Origin of the sequence: Marinomonas sp. UCMA 3892 (assembly GCF_012726345.1) — a bacterium.
Taxonomy (GTDB): Bacteria; Pseudomonadota; Gammaproteobacteria; order Pseudomonadales; family Marinomonadaceae; genus Marinomonas.
Genome location: NZ_PTXN01000024.1, coordinates 24,623 through 45,029 on the forward strand (window position 1 = coordinate 24,623; position 20,407 = coordinate 45,029).

Below are 20,407 nucleotides of genomic sequence, written 5' to 3' on the forward strand. Positions count from 1 at the left end.
CAGTGATAACAACTAAAACGTATATTCTAGACATAAAAAAACCACGATGCTTTCACACCGTGGTTTTTAGAAGAAAATCCCTAATACCTATTATAGGTATTCAACTTTCTCGATTTCGTATACAACTTCACCACTAGGAACTTGAATGACAACTTCATCGCCTTCTTCTTTCCCAATAATGGCTTTCGCGATAGGTGAAGCGTAAGAAATTTTCTTCTCTTTCACATCCGCTTCATCATCACCGACAATCTTATAAGTAACTGTTTCTTCGGTATCCACATTAAACAGCGTTACTGTCGTGCCGAAAATCACTTTAGATGATGCAGGCAAAGCTTTAACGTCAATCACTTGTGAATCAGCAAGTTTACCTTCGATCTCTTTAATTCGACCTTCAGCAAATCCCTGTTCTTCACGAGCGGCGTGATACTCTGCGTTCTCTTTTAAGTCGCCATGCTCACGCGCGGTTGCGATATCCGCAATCACGCGAGGACGGACGACAGTTTTCAAGTGATTTAACTCTTCTCTAAGACGAGCTTCACCTTCTACTGTCATTGGTACTTTTTTCATTATTTCCCCAAGTGCAAATCTTGCAGTCTTCTAACTTTCGTTTCACCCGTTAGGCTAATCGCCATACTCGTTGCTTCAGCACCAGCCAATGTCGTAGTGTAACAAACCTTGCGCTGTAAAGCTGTACGACGAATAACAGAAGAATCTGCAATCGCTTGCGTACCGGACGTGGTGTTGATGATGTAATCAATTTCGCCATTTTTCATCATATCAACAATATGCGGGCGACCTTCATTTACCTTATTCACTTTACGAACTTCAACGCCACGCTCAGTTAGGTATTTAGCTGTACCTTCGGTTCCGACAAGGTCGAATCCTAATTCAGCCAAGCGACGAGCGACTTCTACTGCACCTTCTTTGTCCATATCGCGAACACTGATGAAAGCACGACCTGAGGTTGGCAATTCAGTACCACCACCAAGAACCGCCTTACCAAAAGCCTCAGCGAAAGTATCGCCCACGCCCATCACTTCGCCCGTAGACTTCATTTCAGGCCCTAGAATCGGATCGACACCTTGGAACTTGTTGAATGGGAAAACAGCTTCTTTCACACTGTAGTAAGAAGGAATGATTTCTTTGGTGAAACCAAGCTCTTCCAGTGTTTTACCTGCCATTATCAAAGCGGCAACTTGTGCTAAAGAGCGACCGATACACTTGGAAACGAAAGGCACAGTACGTGATGCACGAGGATTCACCTCGATCACATAAATTTCGCCATCCTGAATCGCAAGCTGAGTGTTCATCAAACCGACAACGCCAAGTTCTAGCGCCATGTTTTTGATCATCTCACGAATGTCGTCTTGCACTTCTTTCGACAAAGAATATGGTGGCAAAGAACATGCTGAGTCACCTGAGTGAACACCCGCTTGTTCGATATGTTGCATGATGCCGCCAATAACCACTTGATGACCATCACTGATACAGTCAATATCAATTTCAATCGCTGCATTCAAGAAGTGGTCTAGCAGAACAGGGCTGTCGTTAGACACTTTCACCGCGCTGGTCATGTAACGCATCAATTCTTTTTCGTTATAAACGATTTCCATCGCACGGCCACCCAATACATAGGATGGACGTACCACAAGTGGGTAGCCGATAAGTGCAGCTTTCGCTGCTGCTTGATCAACGCTACGCACTGTCGCGTTATGAGGCTGTTTGTAACCTAAACGCTGGATCATGCTTTGGAAACGTTCACGATCTTCTGCACGGTCGATAGACTCAGGCGTTGTACCTATGATTGGCACGCCTTCGTTTTGCAATGCACGAGCGATTTTCAGCGGGGTTTGACCACCGAATTGAACAATTACGCCTTTTGGCTTTTCTTTGCGAACGATTTCTAACACGTCCTCAAGCGTTACTGGCTCGAAGTACAAACGGTCAGAAGTGTCGTAATCAGTTGATACCGTTTCAGGGTTACAGTTCACCATAATGGTTTCGTAACCGTCTTCACGTAGGCCTAGAGCTGCGTGTACACAGCAGTAGTCGAACTCGATACCTTGGCCGATACGGTTTGGACCACCCCCAAGGATGATGATTTTTTCACGATCAGTTGGTGCAGCTTCACATTCATCTTCATACGTTGAGTACATGTACGCTGTGTTAGTGGCAAACTCTGCCGCACAAGTATCAACACGCTTGTAAACTGGATGAACGTTCATCAAATAACGACGCTCACGCATAGACTTTTCAGTCACGCTTAACAAGCTAGCAAGACGCGCATCAGAGAAACCTTTACGCTTCAAACGACGAATCACGTCGTAAGTCATATCGATCAGACCCTTGTCTGCCAATGCAGCTTCTTCTTTGATCAAGTCTTCGATTTGTACCAAGAACCAATGATCAACACCTGTTGCTTCGTACACTTCATCGACAGTCATACCAGAACGGAAGGCATCACCGATGTACCAAATACGGTCAGAACCAGGAGATTGAAGCTCGTAAGCCAATTTCTCTTTGCTGTTTTCTTCAGCAAAATCCAACTGAGGATTGAAGCCATCAGAACCAACTTCCAAGCCGCGCAATGCTTTTTGCAAAGACTCTTGGAAAGTACGGCCAATCGCCATAACTTCACCAACCGACTTCATTTGCGTAGTTAGACGATCATTCGCTGTTGGGAATTTTTCGAACGTGAAACGAGGAATCTTAGTCACAACGTAGTCGATTGCTGGCTCGAAGCTCGCTGGTGTTTGGCCGCCAGTGATATCGTTTTGCAACTCATCAAGCGTGTAGCCAATCGCCAATTTCGCCGCGATTTTTGCGATTGGAAAACCAGTCGCTTTCGATGCCAAAGCAGATGAACGAGATACACGAGGGTTCATCTCGATAACAACAAGACGACCTGTTTTTGGATCCATACCGAACTGTACGTTGGAACCACCGGTTTCTACGCCGATCTCACGCAATACCGCCAAAGAAGCGTTACGCATGATTTGATATTCTTTATCAGTCAGTGTTTGTGCTGGCGCCACTGTAATAGAGTCACCTGTGTGAACCCCCATGGCGTCGAAGTTCTCAATCGCACAAACAATGATGCAGTTGTCTTTTTTATCACGGACAACTTCCATCTCGTACTCTTTCCAACCGATCAAAGATTCATCGATTAGCAATTCATTGGTTGGAGACAAGTCCAAACCACGAGTACAGATTTCGTCAAACTCTTCCATGTTGTACGCGATACCACCACCGGTACCACCCATAGTGAAAGAAGGACGAATAATACAAGGGAAGCCTACTTCAGCTTGAACTTTAAGCGCTTCTTCCATGTTGTGAGCAATACCCGCACGCGGACACTCAAGACCAATCGCACGCATTGCCTTATCAAAACGGCTACGATCTTCCGCTTTGTCGATCGCGTCAGCTGTCGCACCGATCATCTCAACATTGTATTTTTCTAGCACGCCGTGACGCTCAAGATCCAACGCACAGTTCAATGCCGTTTGACCACCCATGGTCGGTAAAACCGCATCTGGGCGCTCTTTTTCAATGATTTTTTCTACGGTTTTCCATTCAACTGGCTCGATGTAAGTCGCATCCGCCATAACTGGGTCTGTCATGATGGTCGCTGGGTTTGAGTTCACCAGAATAACGCGAATGCCTTCTTCACGAAGCGCTTTACACGCTTGCGCTCCAGAATAGTCAAACTCACAAGCCTGACCGATAACAATAGGGCCTGCACCTAAAATTAAGACGCTTTTTATGTCAGTACGTTTTGGCATAATATTTCGCTCCGCTCCTACTTTTAGGCTTTAGTTGCTTTGATGTTTTCAATGAACTGATCGAACAACGGCGCAACATCGTGTGGCCCCGGGCTCGCTTCAGGGTGACCTTGGAAGCTGAATGCACTCTTATCTGTTCGCGCTATGCCTTGCAAAGAGCCATCGAACAAAGATTTGTGAGTCATCACAAGGTTAGCTGGCAAAGTGTCTTCGTCTACCGCAAAACCGTGGTTTTGGCTGGTGATCATCACTGTGCCCTTTTCAATAGCTTGTACCGGATGGTTTGCTCCGTGGTGACCAAACTTCATTTTCTTGGTTTTCGCACCAGAAGCCAAAGCTAAAAGCTGATGACCAAGACAGATACCAAACACAGGAATATCTGTTTCTAGGATCTCTTTAATGGCTTGAATCGCGTAATCACATGGCTCTGGGTCACCAGGTCCATTGGATAAGAATACGCCATCGGGATTCATCGCCAAAACGTCACTTGCTGGTGTTTTCGCTGGCACGACCGTGATACGGCAACCACGCTCAACCAACATACGGAGAATGTTACGTTTCACACCGTAGTCATAAGCAACCACGTGGAAATCAAAAGATTCTGGCGTCGTGTGACCTTTCACAAGATCCCAAGTGGATTCAGTCCACTCGTATGCTTTCTCAACCGTTACTTCTTTCGCTAGATCCATGCCTTTCAAGCCAGGGAAGGCTTTAGCAGCAGCAACCGCAGCCGCTTCATCTAGATTTTCACCCGCTATGATGCAACCTGCTAGCGCACCTTTTTCTCGTAGAATACGTGTCAATTTACGAGTATCGATGTCGGCGATACCAACCACGCCTTTGCGCTTCAAGTAAGAATCTAACGATTCTTGTGAGCGCCAGCTGCTTGCAACCAAAGGAAGATCACGAATGATCAAGCCTTCACACCACACTTTATCGGATTCTTCATCTTCAGAGTTAACGCCAGTATTCCCGATGTGGGGATAGGTCAAGGTGACCATTTGTCGAGCATAGGAAGGATCAGTAAGAATTTCTTGATAACCGGTCATCGAGGTGTTAAATACTACCTCGGCCGTTGAGGAGCCATCTGCTCCGATCGACACCCCTTTAAAAATAGTGCCGTCTTCCAGAGCCAGAATCGCTGATGTTGCCAAAGGAACCTCCCATTTAGAGACTATCAGGTTGCAAAAAAGCGAGATAAACCGGCGGCTCATCTCGCTTTTAAGAAATTGCGTTTTTGCCGTTCTTCCAATGATGGATAACCAATGGATCTCGCGTTCAAAAAATCTGCCTAATTCTACTCTGATACGCCTTTTGCGTCCACCGAATTGCCGAGAAAACAGGCAAAAACACGGAATTTGAACGCATTTTTTCTTGACTTCTTAGTCAAGAATAGAAATGGAGCAAAATAACCTCTTAGCACAACAATCCATCAGCTACATTTTTGGCAGCGTCATAACCATTTAAGTTACCTAATACTGTCAATGAAAAAACCATCGCTGCGGCAGGCCCCTTGCCTGTCAAAATGTTACCGTCCATTACTACAGGTTCATTGGCAATGTACTCAGCACCAATCAACCCATCTTCAAAGCCCGGGTAACATGTCGCCTGTTTATCCACCACAAAACCGTGAGTACCAAACACAACCGCTGGCGATGCACAAATAGCAGCCAACAAAGCATCTTGGATGTCATGTTTTTCCAATATATCAATTAGCAACTCGCAGTCACGCAAATACTCAGCACCTGGCATACCACCAGCCAACACCACAGCGTCAAAGATTTGCTCGCCAACCTCGGTCAATAAAACATCAGCTTCTAGCTTAGTGCCGTGTGCCATAACAATCTGTTTTGACTCATGGATACTCGCCACAGTGACCTCTACACCACCACGTCGCAGCACATCGATAATCGTAATAGCTTCAATATCTTCATTGCCGTTAGCAATAGGAACCAATACCTTGCTCATACTTTACCTCTTTCAAATACATTAAATTCATAAAAGCTTTCATGCGACTACTGCGTTTAAAAACTTTTCTATTTTTAGCGTAAACAAACAGGCCGCTTCGCGGCCCTGTTCTGTTTGTCCTTTTTTTTCTATTTGATAGTAATTTTTTCGGCGACCGACCTGTTCGAACCCTAACGATTCGTACAAGGAAATGGCACCTAAATTCGATTCACGCACCTCCAGCAATAATTCACTGACATTAAGCTGCGTAACCGTTTTTGACCAAACCATGATCAACTGTCTGGCTAGCCCCTGTCTACGGACAGAAGAATCAATCACAATTAATTCTAATTCGGACTGATCAAGCACTATCGATGCAGTTAACCAACCAACAATGGATTTTTGCGTCGCATCACCTAATTCAACCACCCAGTTTTTACGCATTTGTAACGCATCAGCGATCAAACTTTCCCCCCAAGGATAAGGATTAGATAAGGCGTCAAGTTGGATAATAAATGGCAGATCTGACTCTGTTGCCGGACGAATAGAAATAGAAGGAATCATAAAATAGAAGGACTCAGTAAGAAGCAAAAAGGTTAACGAAAAAAGCTTGATTGCATCACCTGCCACGCTTCTTTGCGCAGTTCAGGAATACGATACAACTCAGACAAACTTACGATGTTGGCGGTAGGATATTGTTTCAACAGACTTTCAGGCGGTAAATCTTCCACCAACTGAGTAATCTGCGCTCCAGCCAGCACTAACCATGGTGTTTCAGGGAAGTCTTTTACCAAACGGCCCACATAGCTTTCTAACGCGCCAAACAACCAATCGGTACGATTCAAAAAGTACGGATTTCGCAATTGCCCCGGCCAAGTAAACGCACTGCTTTGCCATTCACTAATAGGCTGTTTTAAAAGCGCTTGCCCCATTTTTAACGCCAAACGTTCAATATCTTCTGCTTGAGAAAACACCAGAGGCACATCACTTAATATCAACAGCTTATTAGACAAGGCGTAAGCATGAATATTCAATCGCGTAATTTGAGTAGTCAGCGCAGGATCTGGCTCAATGACAATATCGACTGCTAACTCTTCGATTGGCTGCAAATCTTCAACGATAATTTCCGGCCCTGCATTTAACTGCGCACGAAGGTTGTGAACTAAAGGCTCTTTTTCTTCTGGCGATAATTTAGGCACTGGAGCGAGCACAGGTTCAGCGGATCTAAATCCGGCCGAAGACTGATCGCTATAAGAGTCTGCAAAGGAAGAGCTTGACGGCGCGTCCATATCAATAGGCCAAGGCTGAGGCGGCATAAAAACCGTCCCCGTTACATTATCCGAAGCAGACAACCAAGACACCACGCCCATTTGCGCTAAGCAATGGGTTTGAAAAGCCTGTTGAGGTGGTAATTCGCGGGACATAGTAACCTTAATCGCAGTCGTAAAAGTGCACATTCATCTAATTGAATATTGGTAAGCAAATATACTCGCTTACGCCACCAGATGCCACTTGATGGCTCAAAGCTTGCTAGAGATCTTTGCACTATGGCTGTGTATAATCGCAACCAATTTTTGAACAACTAAATAAAAGGTATTTAATCCATGGCTTCCTTGTTATCTCGCTTATTGGTTATCGCAGCCGTTTCGATAAGCAGTTTAAGTTTCGCCGATAGCTTACCAGACTTAAAAGGTCGCACTATTTTAGCCGTCACCGAAAATGCCTACACACCACTGAACTTTGTCGATCCAGCAACAGGTGAAGGTATTGGTTGGGAATACGATGCCATGAACGAAATTGGCAAACGCTTAAATGCCAAAATCGAGTGGCATATAAGCAGCTGGGACACCATGATCCAAGCTATTAAACAAGGTCAGTACGATGTTGGTATGGATGGCATTACGATCAATGAAGAGCGTGCTGAGCAAATTGATTTCACCATTCCTTATATGACATCTCAACAGTTCATGTTAGTGCGCGCTGATGAAGATCGATTTAACGATGCAAAATCCTTTGCCGCCGACCCAGATCTACAATTTGGCGCACAAGCAGGAACCACTAACTTTTATGTAGCCGTATACGATGTCCTTGATGGCGATGAAAACAATCCTCGCATTACCTTACTAGAAACCTTTGGCGCTTCCGTCCAAGCATTAAAATCTGGCGATGTTGATAGCGTTTTAATGGATGCGGCATCGGCTCGTGGTTATATCGGTGCTAATCCAGGTGCATTCAAAATCGTTGGCGGTCCATTAGGATCTGAAGATTTTGGATTCATTCTGGCTAAAGGCTCAGACCTTGTTAAGCCGATCAATGCTGCTATCGAAAGCATGGAAAAAGACGGCACATTAGAAGCCCTGAACAAAAAATGGTTCTTCGACTATAACCGCTAAAAAAACGGTAATATAGAAACAACAAACGCACAGCAACGGATCTTCTACTTGTATAGCGATCCGTTTTTTTATTGTTAACCACCACGGAACGGTCTTGCTATGAATGTATTATGCCCTTTAAAAAATCCCTAGAACGCACGCCTTGGTGGCTCGTCACCATCATTATTATTGCTCTGGTTCTGCTATGGAACATGGTAGCAGACGAAAGCTACCAACGCATTGCTGGCGCTCTAAGCGAAGGGTTACTGACGACAATCGGCGTAACCTTCACCGCTTTTATACTGGCAAGTTTTCTTGGGTTATTAATCGCACTGGCAGGGTTTTCTCGTCATCGCATTCTTCGTGAATTCGCACGCTTTTATGTAGAAGTATTTCGCGGTATCCCCGTTCTTGTTCTACTGTTCTATATCGCGTTTGTCGGCGCACCAGAAATGGTGAAACTCTATAACTGGGCACTGCAAATCCCCATTGAAGCAGGCTGGATAGAAGAGGCTCGCACACGCGATTTTACCTTACTGTGGCGCGCCATTATTGCCCTTGCCATTAGTTATAGCGCCTTCATTGCTGAAGTCTTTCGTGCAGGCATTCAAGAAGTAGGCAAAGGACAAATAGAAGCCGCAAAAGCACTAGGGTTATCCAACTGGCATAGATTCCGCCTTATCACCCTACCCCAAGCCATGCGCAAAATCTTACCGCCCCTTGGCAACGACCTGGTCGCCATGATCAAAGACTCCGCATTAGTGTCTGTTTTAGGCGTGCAAGACATCACCCAACTCGGCAAAGTCTTCAGCTCCTCTACCTTTCAATTCTTCGAAACCTACAACGTCGTCGCCTTCATGTACCTTGTCCTTACACTCAGCTTATCGCTGATGATACGAGCATTTGAAGCGCATTTACGGCGCAATGATCATCATTAAATTCACCAGCATAAAAAAGCCCCTCGAGCAGGTTTTATCCAAACATCGAAGGGCTTGTCACTAAACTAACAGTAGTAGATCACTTAGCTTGGTAGGAACTCGCGTCCCCAACCGGTTGCCGCTATCTTTTTCTCTAACATGTCATTGATATCACTCTCGCTGTATCCTAAGCCTTGCAATACCTTGATTGTCGAATGACCAAATTTCTCCGTTGGCGTAACGGCTCGAATCTTGGCTTCTCGCGGACGAATCGAGTATGGATCAACCTGAGTAATGCAATGACCACTTGGATGATCAGGGAAAATTGAAAAAGCATAACTGCCCAAATCAGTGCCCACTTTCTGATCCGCAACTCGGCTATTATGCTCACGCAAATATTCAATGGAGAAAGGTTCAGCACAAGCAATATCGGCGGCGGCAAATTCTTTTAACCAATATGCGGAAGATTCTTTCACCAGTTGATCACGCAAGAATTGCCCCATATCTTGGCTCTGCTGAATACCATTCAATCCTTTAATAGCATCCAATTTAGCCAACTCACCTGAATGCGAATCTAAAAACACCCAGCCGCTATTGGTACGATAAAAGTGTGACAAGGCATGATTACCCATCGCTTCTCGTCCAGATGCCTCGTTAAATGGCGCTCTTCCTTCATAATCGAAAGCAAAGGGGATTTGCGCAATATTGGTTACCGCAGACAGAGACGTTCTCACTCTGCACACTTTACCGGTTTTGCGTTTCTGATACAGAGCAATCACCATACCTAGCGCCGCAGCAAAACCGCAGTTCACGTCTAGCGTACCCAAATGTGCGTGTTCTTCTGGTGTTTCTGGTTTCCCAAAACGACTCATGATTCCGCTGTTTGCCTGAATAATATCGTCATAACCAATGTAGTTCGTTTTGCTACCGGTACGAGGACCACCAAAACAATCAAGGCGACAGAAAAGCACATCTGGATTGATTGCACTCAAACTGTCTTGATCCAAGCCCAAAGGTTTCATTTGGCGATCTGGCGCGTTAATAACCACGATATCCACACTTCTCACCAGGCGTTCAAACACTTCACGACCTTCTTTGGTCATAATATTGACCAGCGCACTTTGCTTGCCGACACCGGTTTGGAAAGTAAACAGAATACCAATCAAAGGGTCGTACAAAGGTGTGACCGGGTCTAATTTCGTGATTTCAGCACCAAAGCGAGACATAAACGCCGTAGAATGAGGCCCTGCAATAACGTTGGTTAAATCTAGAATTTTCACTCCATCCAACCAACCTTTACCGCTTGCTGGCTGAATATCTTGGCCTGTAGGACGAGAGATTTTTTCAATTTTTGCTACGCTTTGTAATCGAGCCAAAGCCTGCTCAAAGCTAACATGCTCTTGAGGTTTTGGTTTTAGCATGGCTTCCGATTCATTTTCAAACCAAACAATTGGTCCAGGCTGTTTCATGGTACCAAATTCAGTTCCTTCCACTTCAACAATCAAACCCGAAGCATTGCAATGCTCACTGTTGACCCACTCTTCTGTAGAGCGATGAGGCGCACCAGGAATTTGTCCTTCGCCAAAAATGACACCCCATTCATCGGAGGTTTTTTGCAAGAAGGCTTTTTTCATCTTCTCAGAAATAAGATCTGCCCATTTTTTCGGTAGTGGATACACACCAATCGATGTTTCGCCGTCCCATTCACTAATTGGAACGTGCAAATCTTTCACTTCTGGCAAGCCTTCTGCCACTAGTTCGTCATAAATCCCCAATACTTTCAGTGCTCTTTCGGCATGATTGCGATGGGAAGGGCAAACACAATAAAACTGACGTCCATCTGCACAGACATAAGTTCGGTAAAATGGATCTAGGTATTCTTGTAGCTGCGCGTAACTCACATCCATTTTAATGTTGTTGGATTTACGATGTTCTATCTCTAGCTCACGCATGGTTTTGTAGCGTTCAGGCAGCTGATCAACAACATAAGAGTTATAAGAAAGACCTTCCATGAGCGCCGCAGCAATAGGTACTTCAATATTGTCACCACGCCCCGTTTTTTCTCTTTCAAACAAGGCAAGTGCAATGGAACTTGCCGCTAGAGAAATGGCATAAGATGAACCCAATGGTAAAGGAGAAAAGCTTGGATTTAATCCCATTAGCACACGGTTAAAACCCATATCGGTAAAAGTACCAGACGTTGCAGCAACTATGGCTTCAGTGGCTTTCCAATCACGGCGAAGTTCATCATTACTCGCAAAACCAGGCATAGATAATGTGATTAACTCAGGGCGCGACTCACGCAGCGCTACGAAATCAATTCCCAACCTCTTCATTACACCGGGACGAAAGCTTTCAATAACAATATCTACATTTTCAATTAATTCTAAAGCTTGATCTAAACCGGCTTGAGTCTTGAGATCGATACAAAGAGACGCTTTATTGCGATTCAATATAGCGTTAGCAGGATGCTTCCAACTTGGTCCACCAGGCGGATCTATATGTACAACCGTTGCCCCTAAATCGGCCAGCACCATAGCAACAGCAGGACCTGCAATTTGCTGTCCAAAATCAGCAACACGAACACCTACTAACGGTAATTGATTCTGTTTATTCATATCTGCTTCACCCTAATGCACCTGCTCAAAAGCCACTTTATTTAAAAAACTTTTGTAGTCTGGTGTTATTTACTTTTATACCGGAGCCCCGGCTGTTTTAAATATTTAGACAACATAATTGGTAATTTTTAAAAGCTTCCAAATTAATGATTTGTCGAAAGCTGAATATTAGGAGCGAATCAAATAACGAACCAGCAAAATAAAAACACCCTGAGAGGTTGTTTTTTTTATTGCTAAGAAGATAAAAACCCAAGAGTCATAAATTTTTTAGGGTCTTAGATAGATTTTTTATTGCTTCTCTCTTTTGGAAAGATTCATAACAATGTTTTTCCGAGAAAAAAATAAGTAAGACTGGCTGAAAATGTCTTAACAATAAAATAAAAATAATAGTGAGAATGGCAATATGAATAATATAAAGACTCATAGTTTCATCACTCGTTTAGATCCTCCCATTCAAGCAGAAATGAATTTAATGGGATCCAAGAGCAATAACGCTACGATGAGGTCTACACGATGAATGACAAATCTTATGTTCTCCCAAAAAAAGGATTGTTTTCCGGCACTCACCCTATTCTAGCTGTCGGCTCCGCCCTTCTAGTGATGGCATTCGTGTTGTTTACCGTTTTGGATCCAACCTCTGCAAACACACTCTATAGCTCAGCTAATAACTTCATCTCGTCAAATTTAGATTGGTACTACATTGGCTTGATGAGCTTCTTTCTCTTTTTTGCTGTCTGGATGAGCTTGAGTAAATACGGCGATATTCGCTTAGGAAAAGACTCTGATCGGCCAGAATTCAGTAACTATGCTTGGTTCTCCATGCTGTTTAGTGCAGGCATTGGTATTGGTATTCTTTTTTGGAGTATCGCTGAGCCTATTTATTACCTCCAAGGCAACCCATTTATTACTGACGCTCAAGCGGGCACAGTTGCCGCCGCGCAAGTTGCAATGCGGGTGGCCATCTTCCATTGGGGTCTTCATGGCTGGGCATTATTTGCCGTAATTGGTTTAGCCTTGGCTTATTTTTCTTATAGAAAAGGACTCCCGCTTTCTATCCGATCTAGCTTGCATCCCATTTTTGGCGACCGCATCTATGGACCAATCGGTCACGCTGCAGATTTACTCGCAGTATTCGGTACCGTATTTGGTATTGCGACGTCTTTAGGATTGGGCGCCCAACAGATGAACGCGGGGCTGTCTTATTTATTTGGTTTCGAGATTTCAACAACTAACCAAATCATCCTCATCGCCATCTTGTCTGTGATTGCAACAGGATCCGTTTTAACTGGCCTAAATAAAGGTATCAAGATTTTAAGTGAATGGAATATGCACTTAACCATCGTGATCCTTTTGCTCTTCATTGTTTTTGGTCCAACGGTTTATGTGCTTGGCGCCTTTGTGACTAACCTTGGCGATTATATTACCAACGTAGTTGGATTAGGCTTTTGGGTTGATCCAGATCCTGAACGTCAATGGCAAAGCTGGTGGACTATTTTCTACTGGGGTTGGTGGATTGCTTGGGCTCCTTTCTGCGGCATCTTCATCGCACGAATCTCTAAAGGCCGTACCATTCGCGAATTCGTCTGCGGTGTGCTAATCGCTCCAACATTGTTGGCTGCATTCTGGATTTCCATCTTCGGTAACACTGCAATGTTCGTGGAATTGTTTGGTCCAGGTGGTATCACAGAAGCCGTCAATGCCGACACCACTATGGCGTTGTTCACAACCATTGAAAGTATGAATGCTGGTGACATTGTTACTATTATCATTTCGAGTCTATGTACTTTGATGTTGGTGACTTACTTTGTAACCTCAGCAGATTCAGCAACCCTAGTAATTTGTACCATTGTGTCTTTTGGTGATGAGCATCCACCAGCAAAATTCCGAGTATTTTGGGGCGTTGCCATTGGAATGGTTGCCGCCGTGCTTCTTTATGCAGGCGGATTAAAGGCCCTACAAACAGCCTCCATTGTCGCCGCTTTTCCTTTCTCTTTCATCGTTATCATGGCCACGTATGGCCTGATTAAATCCCTAAGGGAAGAATTCCAAGACAAGCCATTCAAAAAACTCAAACCTTCAACTGAAAGAGCCTAATTGACAACTCAAGAATAGCGATTTTAAACCAATAACAGACTCAATCAATTTTGTTAACACACTTAACACTAGGAGACTACATGTCTACTCAGATTATTCTTCCACGTATGCTGCAAGTCGGCAAAGATGCCAGTCATGCTACACCTTCGATCCTTGAGAGTCTGGACTGCCGCAGCCCACTCATCATTACTGACAAAATGATGGTGAAACTGGGTTATGCAGACAAAATTCAGGCCGTTCTTGCTGAAAAAGGCATCCAGGCCGATATCTTTGACGACACCCTACCTGAACCTACTGTCGCATCGATTCAAGCAGGAGTTGAGAAAATACAACAAGGTAATTACGACAGCATTATCGCTTTAGGTGGCGGTAGTCCTATAGACAGCGCCAAAGCCATTAGTATTTTGGGCAAATTTGGCGGCGAAATGCGTGATTACAAATTTCCTCGCGTTGTTACCGAATCTGGTTTGCCGATCATTGCTATTCCAACCACAGCGGGAACCGGTTCAGAGGTCACAAAAGTCACCATTATTACCGATGAAACCACAGACGAAAAAATGCTCTGTATGGGCGTTGGCTTTATGCCAATTGCGGCTTTGGTTGATTTCAACCTAACCTTATCTCTACCAGCTCGAACTACAGCAGATACTGGAATCGATGCGTTAACTCACGCAATGGAAGCCTACGTGAGTAAAAAAGCTAGCCTTTATAGTGACACGCAAGCATTAGGAGCTATGCGCCTTATCGCTCCAAATCTTCGTCGTGTCTATCACAACGGCGCAGATGAAGCGGCTCGTGAGTCCATGATGTTGGGTTCAACCTTGGCAGGTATCGCTTTTTCCAACGCGTCTGTAGCCTTAGTGCATGGCATGAGCCGACCGATCGGTGCTGCTTTCCATGTTCCACATGGTTTATCTAACGCCATGTTGCTACCAACCGTCACCGAATACTCTATTCCAGCGGCACCTAAACGTTATGCAGATTGTGCCCGAGCAATGGGAATTGCATCTGAACAAGACAGTGACGACAGCGCCAACACCAAGCTAATTGCAGAATTAAAAGCGCTTAATGAAGAATTAAAAGTACCGACTCCTGAAGAATTCGGTATCAAAAAAGATCACTACATGGGACTTCTAAACACAATGGCAGAACAAGCCTTAGCGTCCGGTTCGCCGAATAACAACCCACGAGTTCCAAGTGCCAGTGAAGTGATTGAACTCTATAAAAAGCTATGGGACTGATACGCCATTCATAAATCAAAAGTCAGTTCTACCCATTTAAAGAACATTAGTATTTAAAACATTAATCATAGGAAAATAAAAATGAGCACAGTTGGACAGTTAATTAATGGTGAAATCATTATTGAAGGTACACGTCAGCAAGACATCTTCAATCCATCTACTGGCGAAGTAAGTAAACAAGTTGATTTGGCGTCTAAAAAAACCGTTGAAGAAGCTATTGCCGTTGCCCAAGCAGCCTATCCAGCATGGCGTAATACTCCAGCGATTAAACGTGCTCGCATCATGTTTAACTTCAAAACGCTGTTAGAAAAACACGCTGACACCATCTGCAAAATGATTGGTGAAGAACACGGTAAAATTAGTCATGATGCTGCGGGTGAACTACAACGTGGTATTGAAAACGTAGAATACGCATGTGGTGCGCCAGAACTGCTAAAAGGCGAGCACAGTAAAAATGTTGGTCCGAATATCGACTCTTGGAGTGAATTCCAGCCTCTAGGTGTTGTTGCAGGCATCACGCCATTTAACTTCCCTGCTATGGTGCCTCTATGGATGTTCCCAATGGCCTTGGTATGTGGCAACTGCTTTATTCTTAAACCTTCTGAGCGTGACCCAAGCTCTACTTTGTTCATTGCGCAACTATTAAAAGAAGCAGGACTTCCAGACGGCGTAATGAATGTAGTAAACGGTGACAAAGAAGCCGTTGATACACTATTGAATGATGACCGAATTAAAGCTGTTAGCTTTGTAGGTTCCACGCCAATTGCGGAATACATTTACACCACTGCGAACGCCAATGGTAAGCGTTGCCAAGCCCTAGGCGGAGCAAAAAACCACGCAATCGTAATGCCTGATGCGGATATGGATAATGCAGTCAATCAATTAGTTGGCGCGGCATTTGGTTCCTCTGGCGAACGCTGTATGGCACTTTCTGTAGCCGTGACCGTTGGCGATGCCGCTGGTGATGCACTTGCCGAGAAGATGCAAGCCGCTATGCAATCGCTAAATGTGGGTCCTTACTCTGACGCGAACAATGACTTTGGCCCTGTTATCACTAAAGCACATCAAGAAAAAGTTATTGGCTACATTAATAGCGCAGAACAACAAGGTGCAAAAATTGTCGTTGATGGACGTAACGTAAAAATCAAAGGACATGAAAATGGCTTCTTTGTTGGCGCAACGCTAATCGACAATGTTCGCTCTGATATGGTTAGCTACCAAGAAGAGATTTTTGGACCTGTTCTGCAAATCGTTCGAGTGAAAACAATGCAAGAAGCCATGGATCTGATTGATGCTCACGAGTACGGTAACGGTACTTGTATCTTCACTCGTGATGGCGAAGCAGCGCGTTACTTCTCTGATAACATCCAAGTGGGCATGGTCGGCATTAACGTTCCTCTTCCTGTTCCAGTGGCTTACCACAGTTTCGGCGGCTGGAAGCGTTCACTTTTCGGTGACCTACACGCTTATGGTCCTGATGCGGTTCGTTTTTACACCAAACGTAAAACAGTAACTCAACGCTGGCCTTCTGCAGGCGTTCGAGAAGGCGTTGAGTTTTCTATGCCAACTATGAAGTAGCATTAAAGAGATCAAAAAGAGGATAACTTGCTTATCCTCTTTTTATGTATGGCATTTTTATAGAAAACCGTTATTTTGATACTCAATAAATACAATAAGCGGTATCACCAACAAATCTATATGCTCTGTTCAAAATATTTCGTCTTTATTTTGATAGAGAGATAGTCAGTGTTGGCTCTTATGTTGAGATAACAAACATGAAAAAAAGACTCCCCCCACTCAACTGGCTTCGCTCTTTTGAAGCGTCGGCTCGTCACTTAAACTTCACTCAAGCGGCCAATGAGCTCAACCTCACCCAAGCGGCCATTAGCCAACAAGTTAAAAGCCTAGAATCTCAATTAGGCGCATTACTTTTTAAACGCTTACCACGAGGCTTGGCACTAACCGACGCGGGGTTAGCTTATGTTCCTGCTATTCACGAATCCATCAACCGCTTAACAGCCGTGACAGAAGAACTATTTGGTCAAGGGCAAAGCAAACAAGTAACCATCAGAGTCAGCTTAGTCTTTTTTACTACTTGGCTAGCACCAAAACTGCCGTTATTTTATGAGCAACACCCAGATATTCGCATTTGCTTTACTAGCAATATTTGGGAAGGAGCAGAAAAAGAGCGCGAAACTGACTTAAACATTCGTTATGGTCGTGGCACATGGTCTGATGTAGATGCGGTACGACTAACGTGGGATGAGCTTTTTCCTGTTTGCAGCCCCAGCTTAATACAAAGTTGTGCAGAACAACCACACACAGACATTCTGTCAGAGCATAGACTGCTGCATGTCTTAGGGTATGAAGAAGGCTGGGGATATTGGTTAAATCAAACTGGAACCGAACATACCGACAATGGTTTAGGCATCCAATTCGATACCTTAATTTCCGCATTAGAAATGGCAAAACTGGGACAAGGCTTTGCAATTGGCCGAACCTCTTTGGTATCAGAAATGTTGAAAGAAGGTAGCCTCATAGCCCCCTTTGAACAAAAAGTAGAAACATCAGAAGCCTTTTTCTTAACCCATAAAGCGCAGCAATTTTTGCATCCAAATGCAGAAACATTCAAACAATGGATTATAGAAATGGCGCAACAACAGCGGTCCTTAGCCATCTCAACTCAATAACAAAACCCAATTGGCTATGACAAAATTCGCCCAGTTCACTGTTTGTCATAGCCTAGATGATCAAAGATCAAAAAATCCTTTAAAACACAAATTCGACCAAGGCTTGCAGCACAATAAACGACATCACACCGGCCAAAATATCATCCAGCATGATGCCAAAGCCACCGTGAACATTTTTATCAACCCAAGAAATCGGCCAAGGCTTCAAAATATCAAACAGGCGAAACAATACGAAGCCCAGCACGATATAAAACCAACCAGCTGGTGCTAGCCACATGGTGATCCAGAAACCAACAAATTCGTCCCAGACGATACCAGCATGATCGTGCACTCCCATATCTTTTGAGGTTTTACCACAAAGATAAATCCCGACCAATGACGTCACCACCAGCACAGCAAGATACGCCATCGCGCTTAAATCTTGCAGGAACCAAATAAACAAAGGCACAGCAGCCAATGTTCCAAAAGTTCCCGGCGCTTTTGGCGCGGCACCAGAGCCAAGACCAAACGCCAAAAAATGTATCGGATTACGCCATACTGACGCAGGGGCAGAGTTTGCCATGAAGCCATCACCTATTATTCATTAAATTAAAAACTAAAAATTCTTTATGAGCGCAGCAATCGCCCCTAAAAATGTTGCCAACCCGTTATTTCACCATCATAGCCCTGAATAACAAAGCCTTCCGCGACAATCTCACCTACCTTGGTACAAGGCAAGCTTAGGGTTTGCGTGATCAAGGCAATTTCGGCGGCTTGGTCTTTCGGGGCAGTAAAACACAACTCGTAATCATCGCCACCGGTTAAGGCCAGAGCCACGGCAGATTCAGGTTGCCATCGCAATAACTCAGCAGAAATTGGCATACGACTGGCGTTGATATTTGCCCCAACGCCAGACGCTTTCAGTATATGTTGGATATCTTGGGCAAGACCATCAGAAATATCCATCATGGCATGAACCACTCGTTTCAGCGCCATGCCGACAATCAACCTTGGTTGTGGTCGCCAATAACGATCATAGAAGTAATCAAAACGCTCACTCGATACTTGTAACTCACCCGTGACAATTGGCACAGCGGCAGCGGCGTCGCCAAGCAACCCTGTGACATAAATATCATCACCGAGCTTTGCCCCGCTGCGCTTAACGGCCATATCAGGCTCAACATAACCATGCACTTGCAATGTAATGGTTAACGGCCCTTTGGTGGTATCACCACCGACTAACGCCAAACCAATTGGTTCAGCCAGTTCAGCCATACCTTGCGCTAGACCCGCTAACCATTGCGGATCGGATTCTGGAATCGTCAGTCCCAAGGTAAAAAACGCTGGTTTTGCGCCCATTGCCGCTAAATCGCTCACACAGCTTGCCACCGCGCGATAACCGATATCTACAGGATCGGCATCGAAAGGAAAATGTCGCCCTTCGACCAAGGTATCCATGGAAAACACCAAGCTCTGACCTTGCGGAACTTGCACCTGAGCACAATCATCACCAATGCCCAACAAAAGATCGCCACGTCCTTGTGTACTTGCCATCACAGACGCTTGAAAGATGTTTTGTATCAACTCGAATTCTTTCAAAAAAGATCCTTTTAGTCTCGATTAAAGATCAACCAAAGGCATTCGCCCAGTAAATAAAGGTCAGCCTACTAAATAGCAAAGAGGATACCGCATTGCTGACTGGATGTCAGAAGCAAAAAGGGCAGATTGCCTAATACAACCTGCCCTTTGACATTAGATTTGGCCAAATAGTTCGGCTTAATCTTCTAAGCGTTTCGCGCGTGTTTTCGGTGTAGGGATCACTTCTAGATAGAAGGTTTTCCAGTGCTGGCTTTGCGCCGAGCTAATATTCATGTTGATATCGCCTTCATGGATCGTTCTTGCTTTATCTGCCGTTTGACCAAACTTGCAGTTAAACCCCCAGAAATCCGCACCTTCAGGCAAGGCTTTATTACGCTCAGCCTTGATGTACTGCTTTACTTCGTTTTTCGCTTCTTCAATCAGGCGCTGGTATGGTTTTTTGGGGTGAGATAAAACAAAGTTCTTTTTCATTATGATCCTAGAAATATTGGTGAGCTTACATAGCCACCTTAATACCGCGCATGATAACGGGTTCCCAATAAAGCGGCTATCAATATAAATAAACAAATCATTATTTTTATACTCTAGCCAAGGCTACCAGAAGACATATCGAGTAGGGTGAGGCGTTGCCGCCTCATCCCTCTCACAGAACCGTACGTACGGACCTCGTATACGGCTCATGCAAACTTCCATTCAGTATAAACACTGAACACATACCCCGTTCTCACTTCTTCAAGATTCACCAAACCTTGCTCATCGAACCATTTGTTTGGCATCGCGTGGCTGGCTAATGGACTCGCTGCATTTCTCCAACTGGTCATCGAGATGTACTTAAACGGCGGCTTGTAGCCCAGTTGCTTGAGCCTTCGATGCAGCCGTTTAGGTTTCTTCCATAATTTTAGTTGAGCACTGCGAAGCCGTCTCCTTAACCATTGGGCGATTTTCTTGAATTCACCACTCGCATTGGCAATCCTGAAGTACTGTCTGAACCCTCTTAATAGCGGATTCAGCTGTTTGATCACATCACTCAACGGTTTACCGCCGTTTCGTTTCGTCATCTGCTTAAGCCGTTGTTTGAACAAGTCCAGTTTCTTGGTTTGGATTCGGGTATATCGACTTCCGATCTCCACGCCTAAAAACTTCACTCCCTCACGACTGKGCGTAAGGT

At 44.6% G+C, this 20,407-nt stretch carries 17 protein-coding genes; 6 read left to right on the forward strand and 11 right to left on the reverse strand.

The window, feature by feature from the left end; genetic code table 11:
* Positions 1–90 precede the first annotated feature (90 nt).
* The 6 genes from greA to B6N13_RS21845 all read right to left on the reverse strand — a co-directional run bounded on the left by greA (position 91) and on the right by B6N13_RS21845 (position 7,153).
* The gene (greA, locus tag B6N13_RS21820; RefSeq protein ID WP_169460608.1) at positions 91–567 is read right to left on the reverse strand and encodes a transcription elongation factor GreA; all 477 of its coding nucleotides are present in this window, start codon (positions 565–567) and stop codon (positions 91–93) included.
* A complete protein-coding gene (gene carB, locus B6N13_RS21825) occupies positions 567–3,782 on the reverse strand; it encodes a carbamoyl-phosphate synthase large subunit (protein WP_012071695.1) in 3,216 nt (1,071 codons plus the stop codon). Before carB ends, greA begins: the two co-directional genes overlap by 1 nt.
* 23 nt (positions 3,783–3,805) lie before the next feature.
* Positions 3,806–4,936 carry a glutamine-hydrolyzing carbamoyl-phosphate synthase small subunit gene (carA, locus tag B6N13_RS21830; RefSeq protein ID WP_048814146.1) on the reverse strand — a complete coding sequence of 377 codons (1,131 nt, stop codon included), beginning with the start codon at positions 4,934–4,936 and terminating at the stop codon, positions 3,806–3,808.
* A gap of 262 nt (positions 4,937–5,198) precedes the next feature.
* On the reverse strand, positions 5,199–5,750 hold the full coding sequence (locus tag B6N13_RS21835; RefSeq protein WP_169460609.1) for a DJ-1 family glyoxalase III: 552 nt from the start codon (positions 5,748–5,750) through the stop codon (positions 5,199–5,201).
* Between the two features lie 39 nt (positions 5,751–5,789).
* Positions 5,790–6,293 carry a GNAT family N-acetyltransferase gene (locus tag B6N13_RS21840; RefSeq protein WP_169460610.1) on the reverse strand — a complete coding sequence of 168 codons (504 nt, stop codon included), beginning with the start codon at positions 6,291–6,293 and terminating at the stop codon, positions 5,790–5,792.
* Between the two features lie 32 nt (positions 6,294–6,325).
* On the reverse strand, positions 6,326–7,153 hold the full coding sequence (locus B6N13_RS21845) for a hypothetical protein (protein ID WP_169460611.1): 828 nt from the start codon (positions 7,151–7,153) through the stop codon (positions 6,326–6,328).
* A gap of 180 nt (positions 7,154–7,333) precedes the next feature.
* Here B6N13_RS21845 and B6N13_RS21850 point away from each other — a divergent pair, with 180 nt between their 5' ends.
* Entirely contained in the window at positions 7,334–8,122 is a 789-nt protein-coding gene (locus B6N13_RS21850; RefSeq protein WP_169460612.1) for a transporter substrate-binding domain-containing protein, read from the forward strand.
* 110 nt (positions 8,123–8,232) lie between these two features.
* A complete protein-coding gene (locus B6N13_RS21855) occupies positions 8,233–9,039 on the forward strand; it encodes an amino acid ABC transporter permease (protein WP_169460613.1) in 807 nt (268 codons plus the stop codon).
* 83 nt (positions 9,040–9,122) lie between these two features.
* Here the strand turns inward: B6N13_RS21855 and B6N13_RS21860 are convergent, their stop codons facing one another.
* Positions 9,123–11,636 carry a CoA transferase gene (locus B6N13_RS21860; protein WP_169460614.1) on the reverse strand — a complete coding sequence of 838 codons (2,514 nt, stop codon included), beginning with the start codon at positions 11,634–11,636 and terminating at the stop codon, positions 9,123–9,125.
* A gap of 513 nt (positions 11,637–12,149) precedes the next feature.
* Here B6N13_RS21860 and B6N13_RS21865 point away from each other — a divergent pair.
* From B6N13_RS21865 to B6N13_RS21880, 4 genes are all read left to right on the forward strand, one after another.
* Positions 12,150–13,730, forward strand: coding sequence for a BCCT family transporter (locus tag B6N13_RS21865; protein WP_169460615.1), 1,581 nt, complete (start codon positions 12,150–12,152; stop codon positions 13,728–13,730).
* 80 nt (positions 13,731–13,810) lie between these two features.
* Entirely contained in the window at positions 13,811–14,971 is a 1,161-nt protein-coding gene (locus B6N13_RS21870; protein ID WP_012071704.1) for an iron-containing alcohol dehydrogenase, read from the forward strand.
* An 81-nt stretch (positions 14,972–15,052) separates the two neighbouring features.
* Entirely contained in the window at positions 15,053–16,549 is a 1,497-nt protein-coding gene (locus B6N13_RS21875) for a CoA-acylating methylmalonate-semialdehyde dehydrogenase (protein WP_169460616.1), read from the forward strand.
* A 197-nt stretch (positions 16,550–16,746) separates the two neighbouring features.
* Positions 16,747–17,661, forward strand: coding sequence for a LysR substrate-binding domain-containing protein (locus B6N13_RS21880; protein WP_169460617.1), 915 nt, complete (start codon positions 16,747–16,749; stop codon positions 17,659–17,661).
* A gap of 79 nt (positions 17,662–17,740) precedes the next feature.
* On the opposite strand, the gene B6N13_RS21885 is transcribed toward B6N13_RS21880, so the two are convergent.
* The 4 genes from B6N13_RS21885 to B6N13_RS21900 all read right to left on the reverse strand — a co-directional run.
* Positions 17,741–18,223, reverse strand: a complete 483-nt coding sequence (locus tag B6N13_RS21885; protein ID WP_012071707.1) for a phosphatidylglycerophosphatase A — start codon at positions 18,221–18,223, stop codon at positions 17,741–17,743.
* Positions 18,224–18,288: 65 nt separating this feature from the next.
* On the reverse strand, positions 18,289–19,239 hold the full coding sequence (thiL, locus tag B6N13_RS21890; RefSeq protein ID WP_169460618.1) for a thiamine-phosphate kinase: 951 nt from the start codon (positions 19,237–19,239) through the stop codon (positions 18,289–18,291).
* Positions 19,240–19,416: 177 nt separating this feature from the next.
* Entirely contained in the window at positions 19,417–19,710 is a 294-nt protein-coding gene (locus B6N13_RS21895) for a DUF6172 family protein (protein ID WP_169460619.1), read from the reverse strand.
* A gap of 206 nt (positions 19,711–19,916) precedes the next feature.
* Positions 19,917–20,407 (reverse strand): group II intron maturase-specific domain-containing protein (locus B6N13_RS21900; RefSeq protein ID WP_282434095.1); only part of this gene is annotated, 491 nt, incomplete at its 5' end.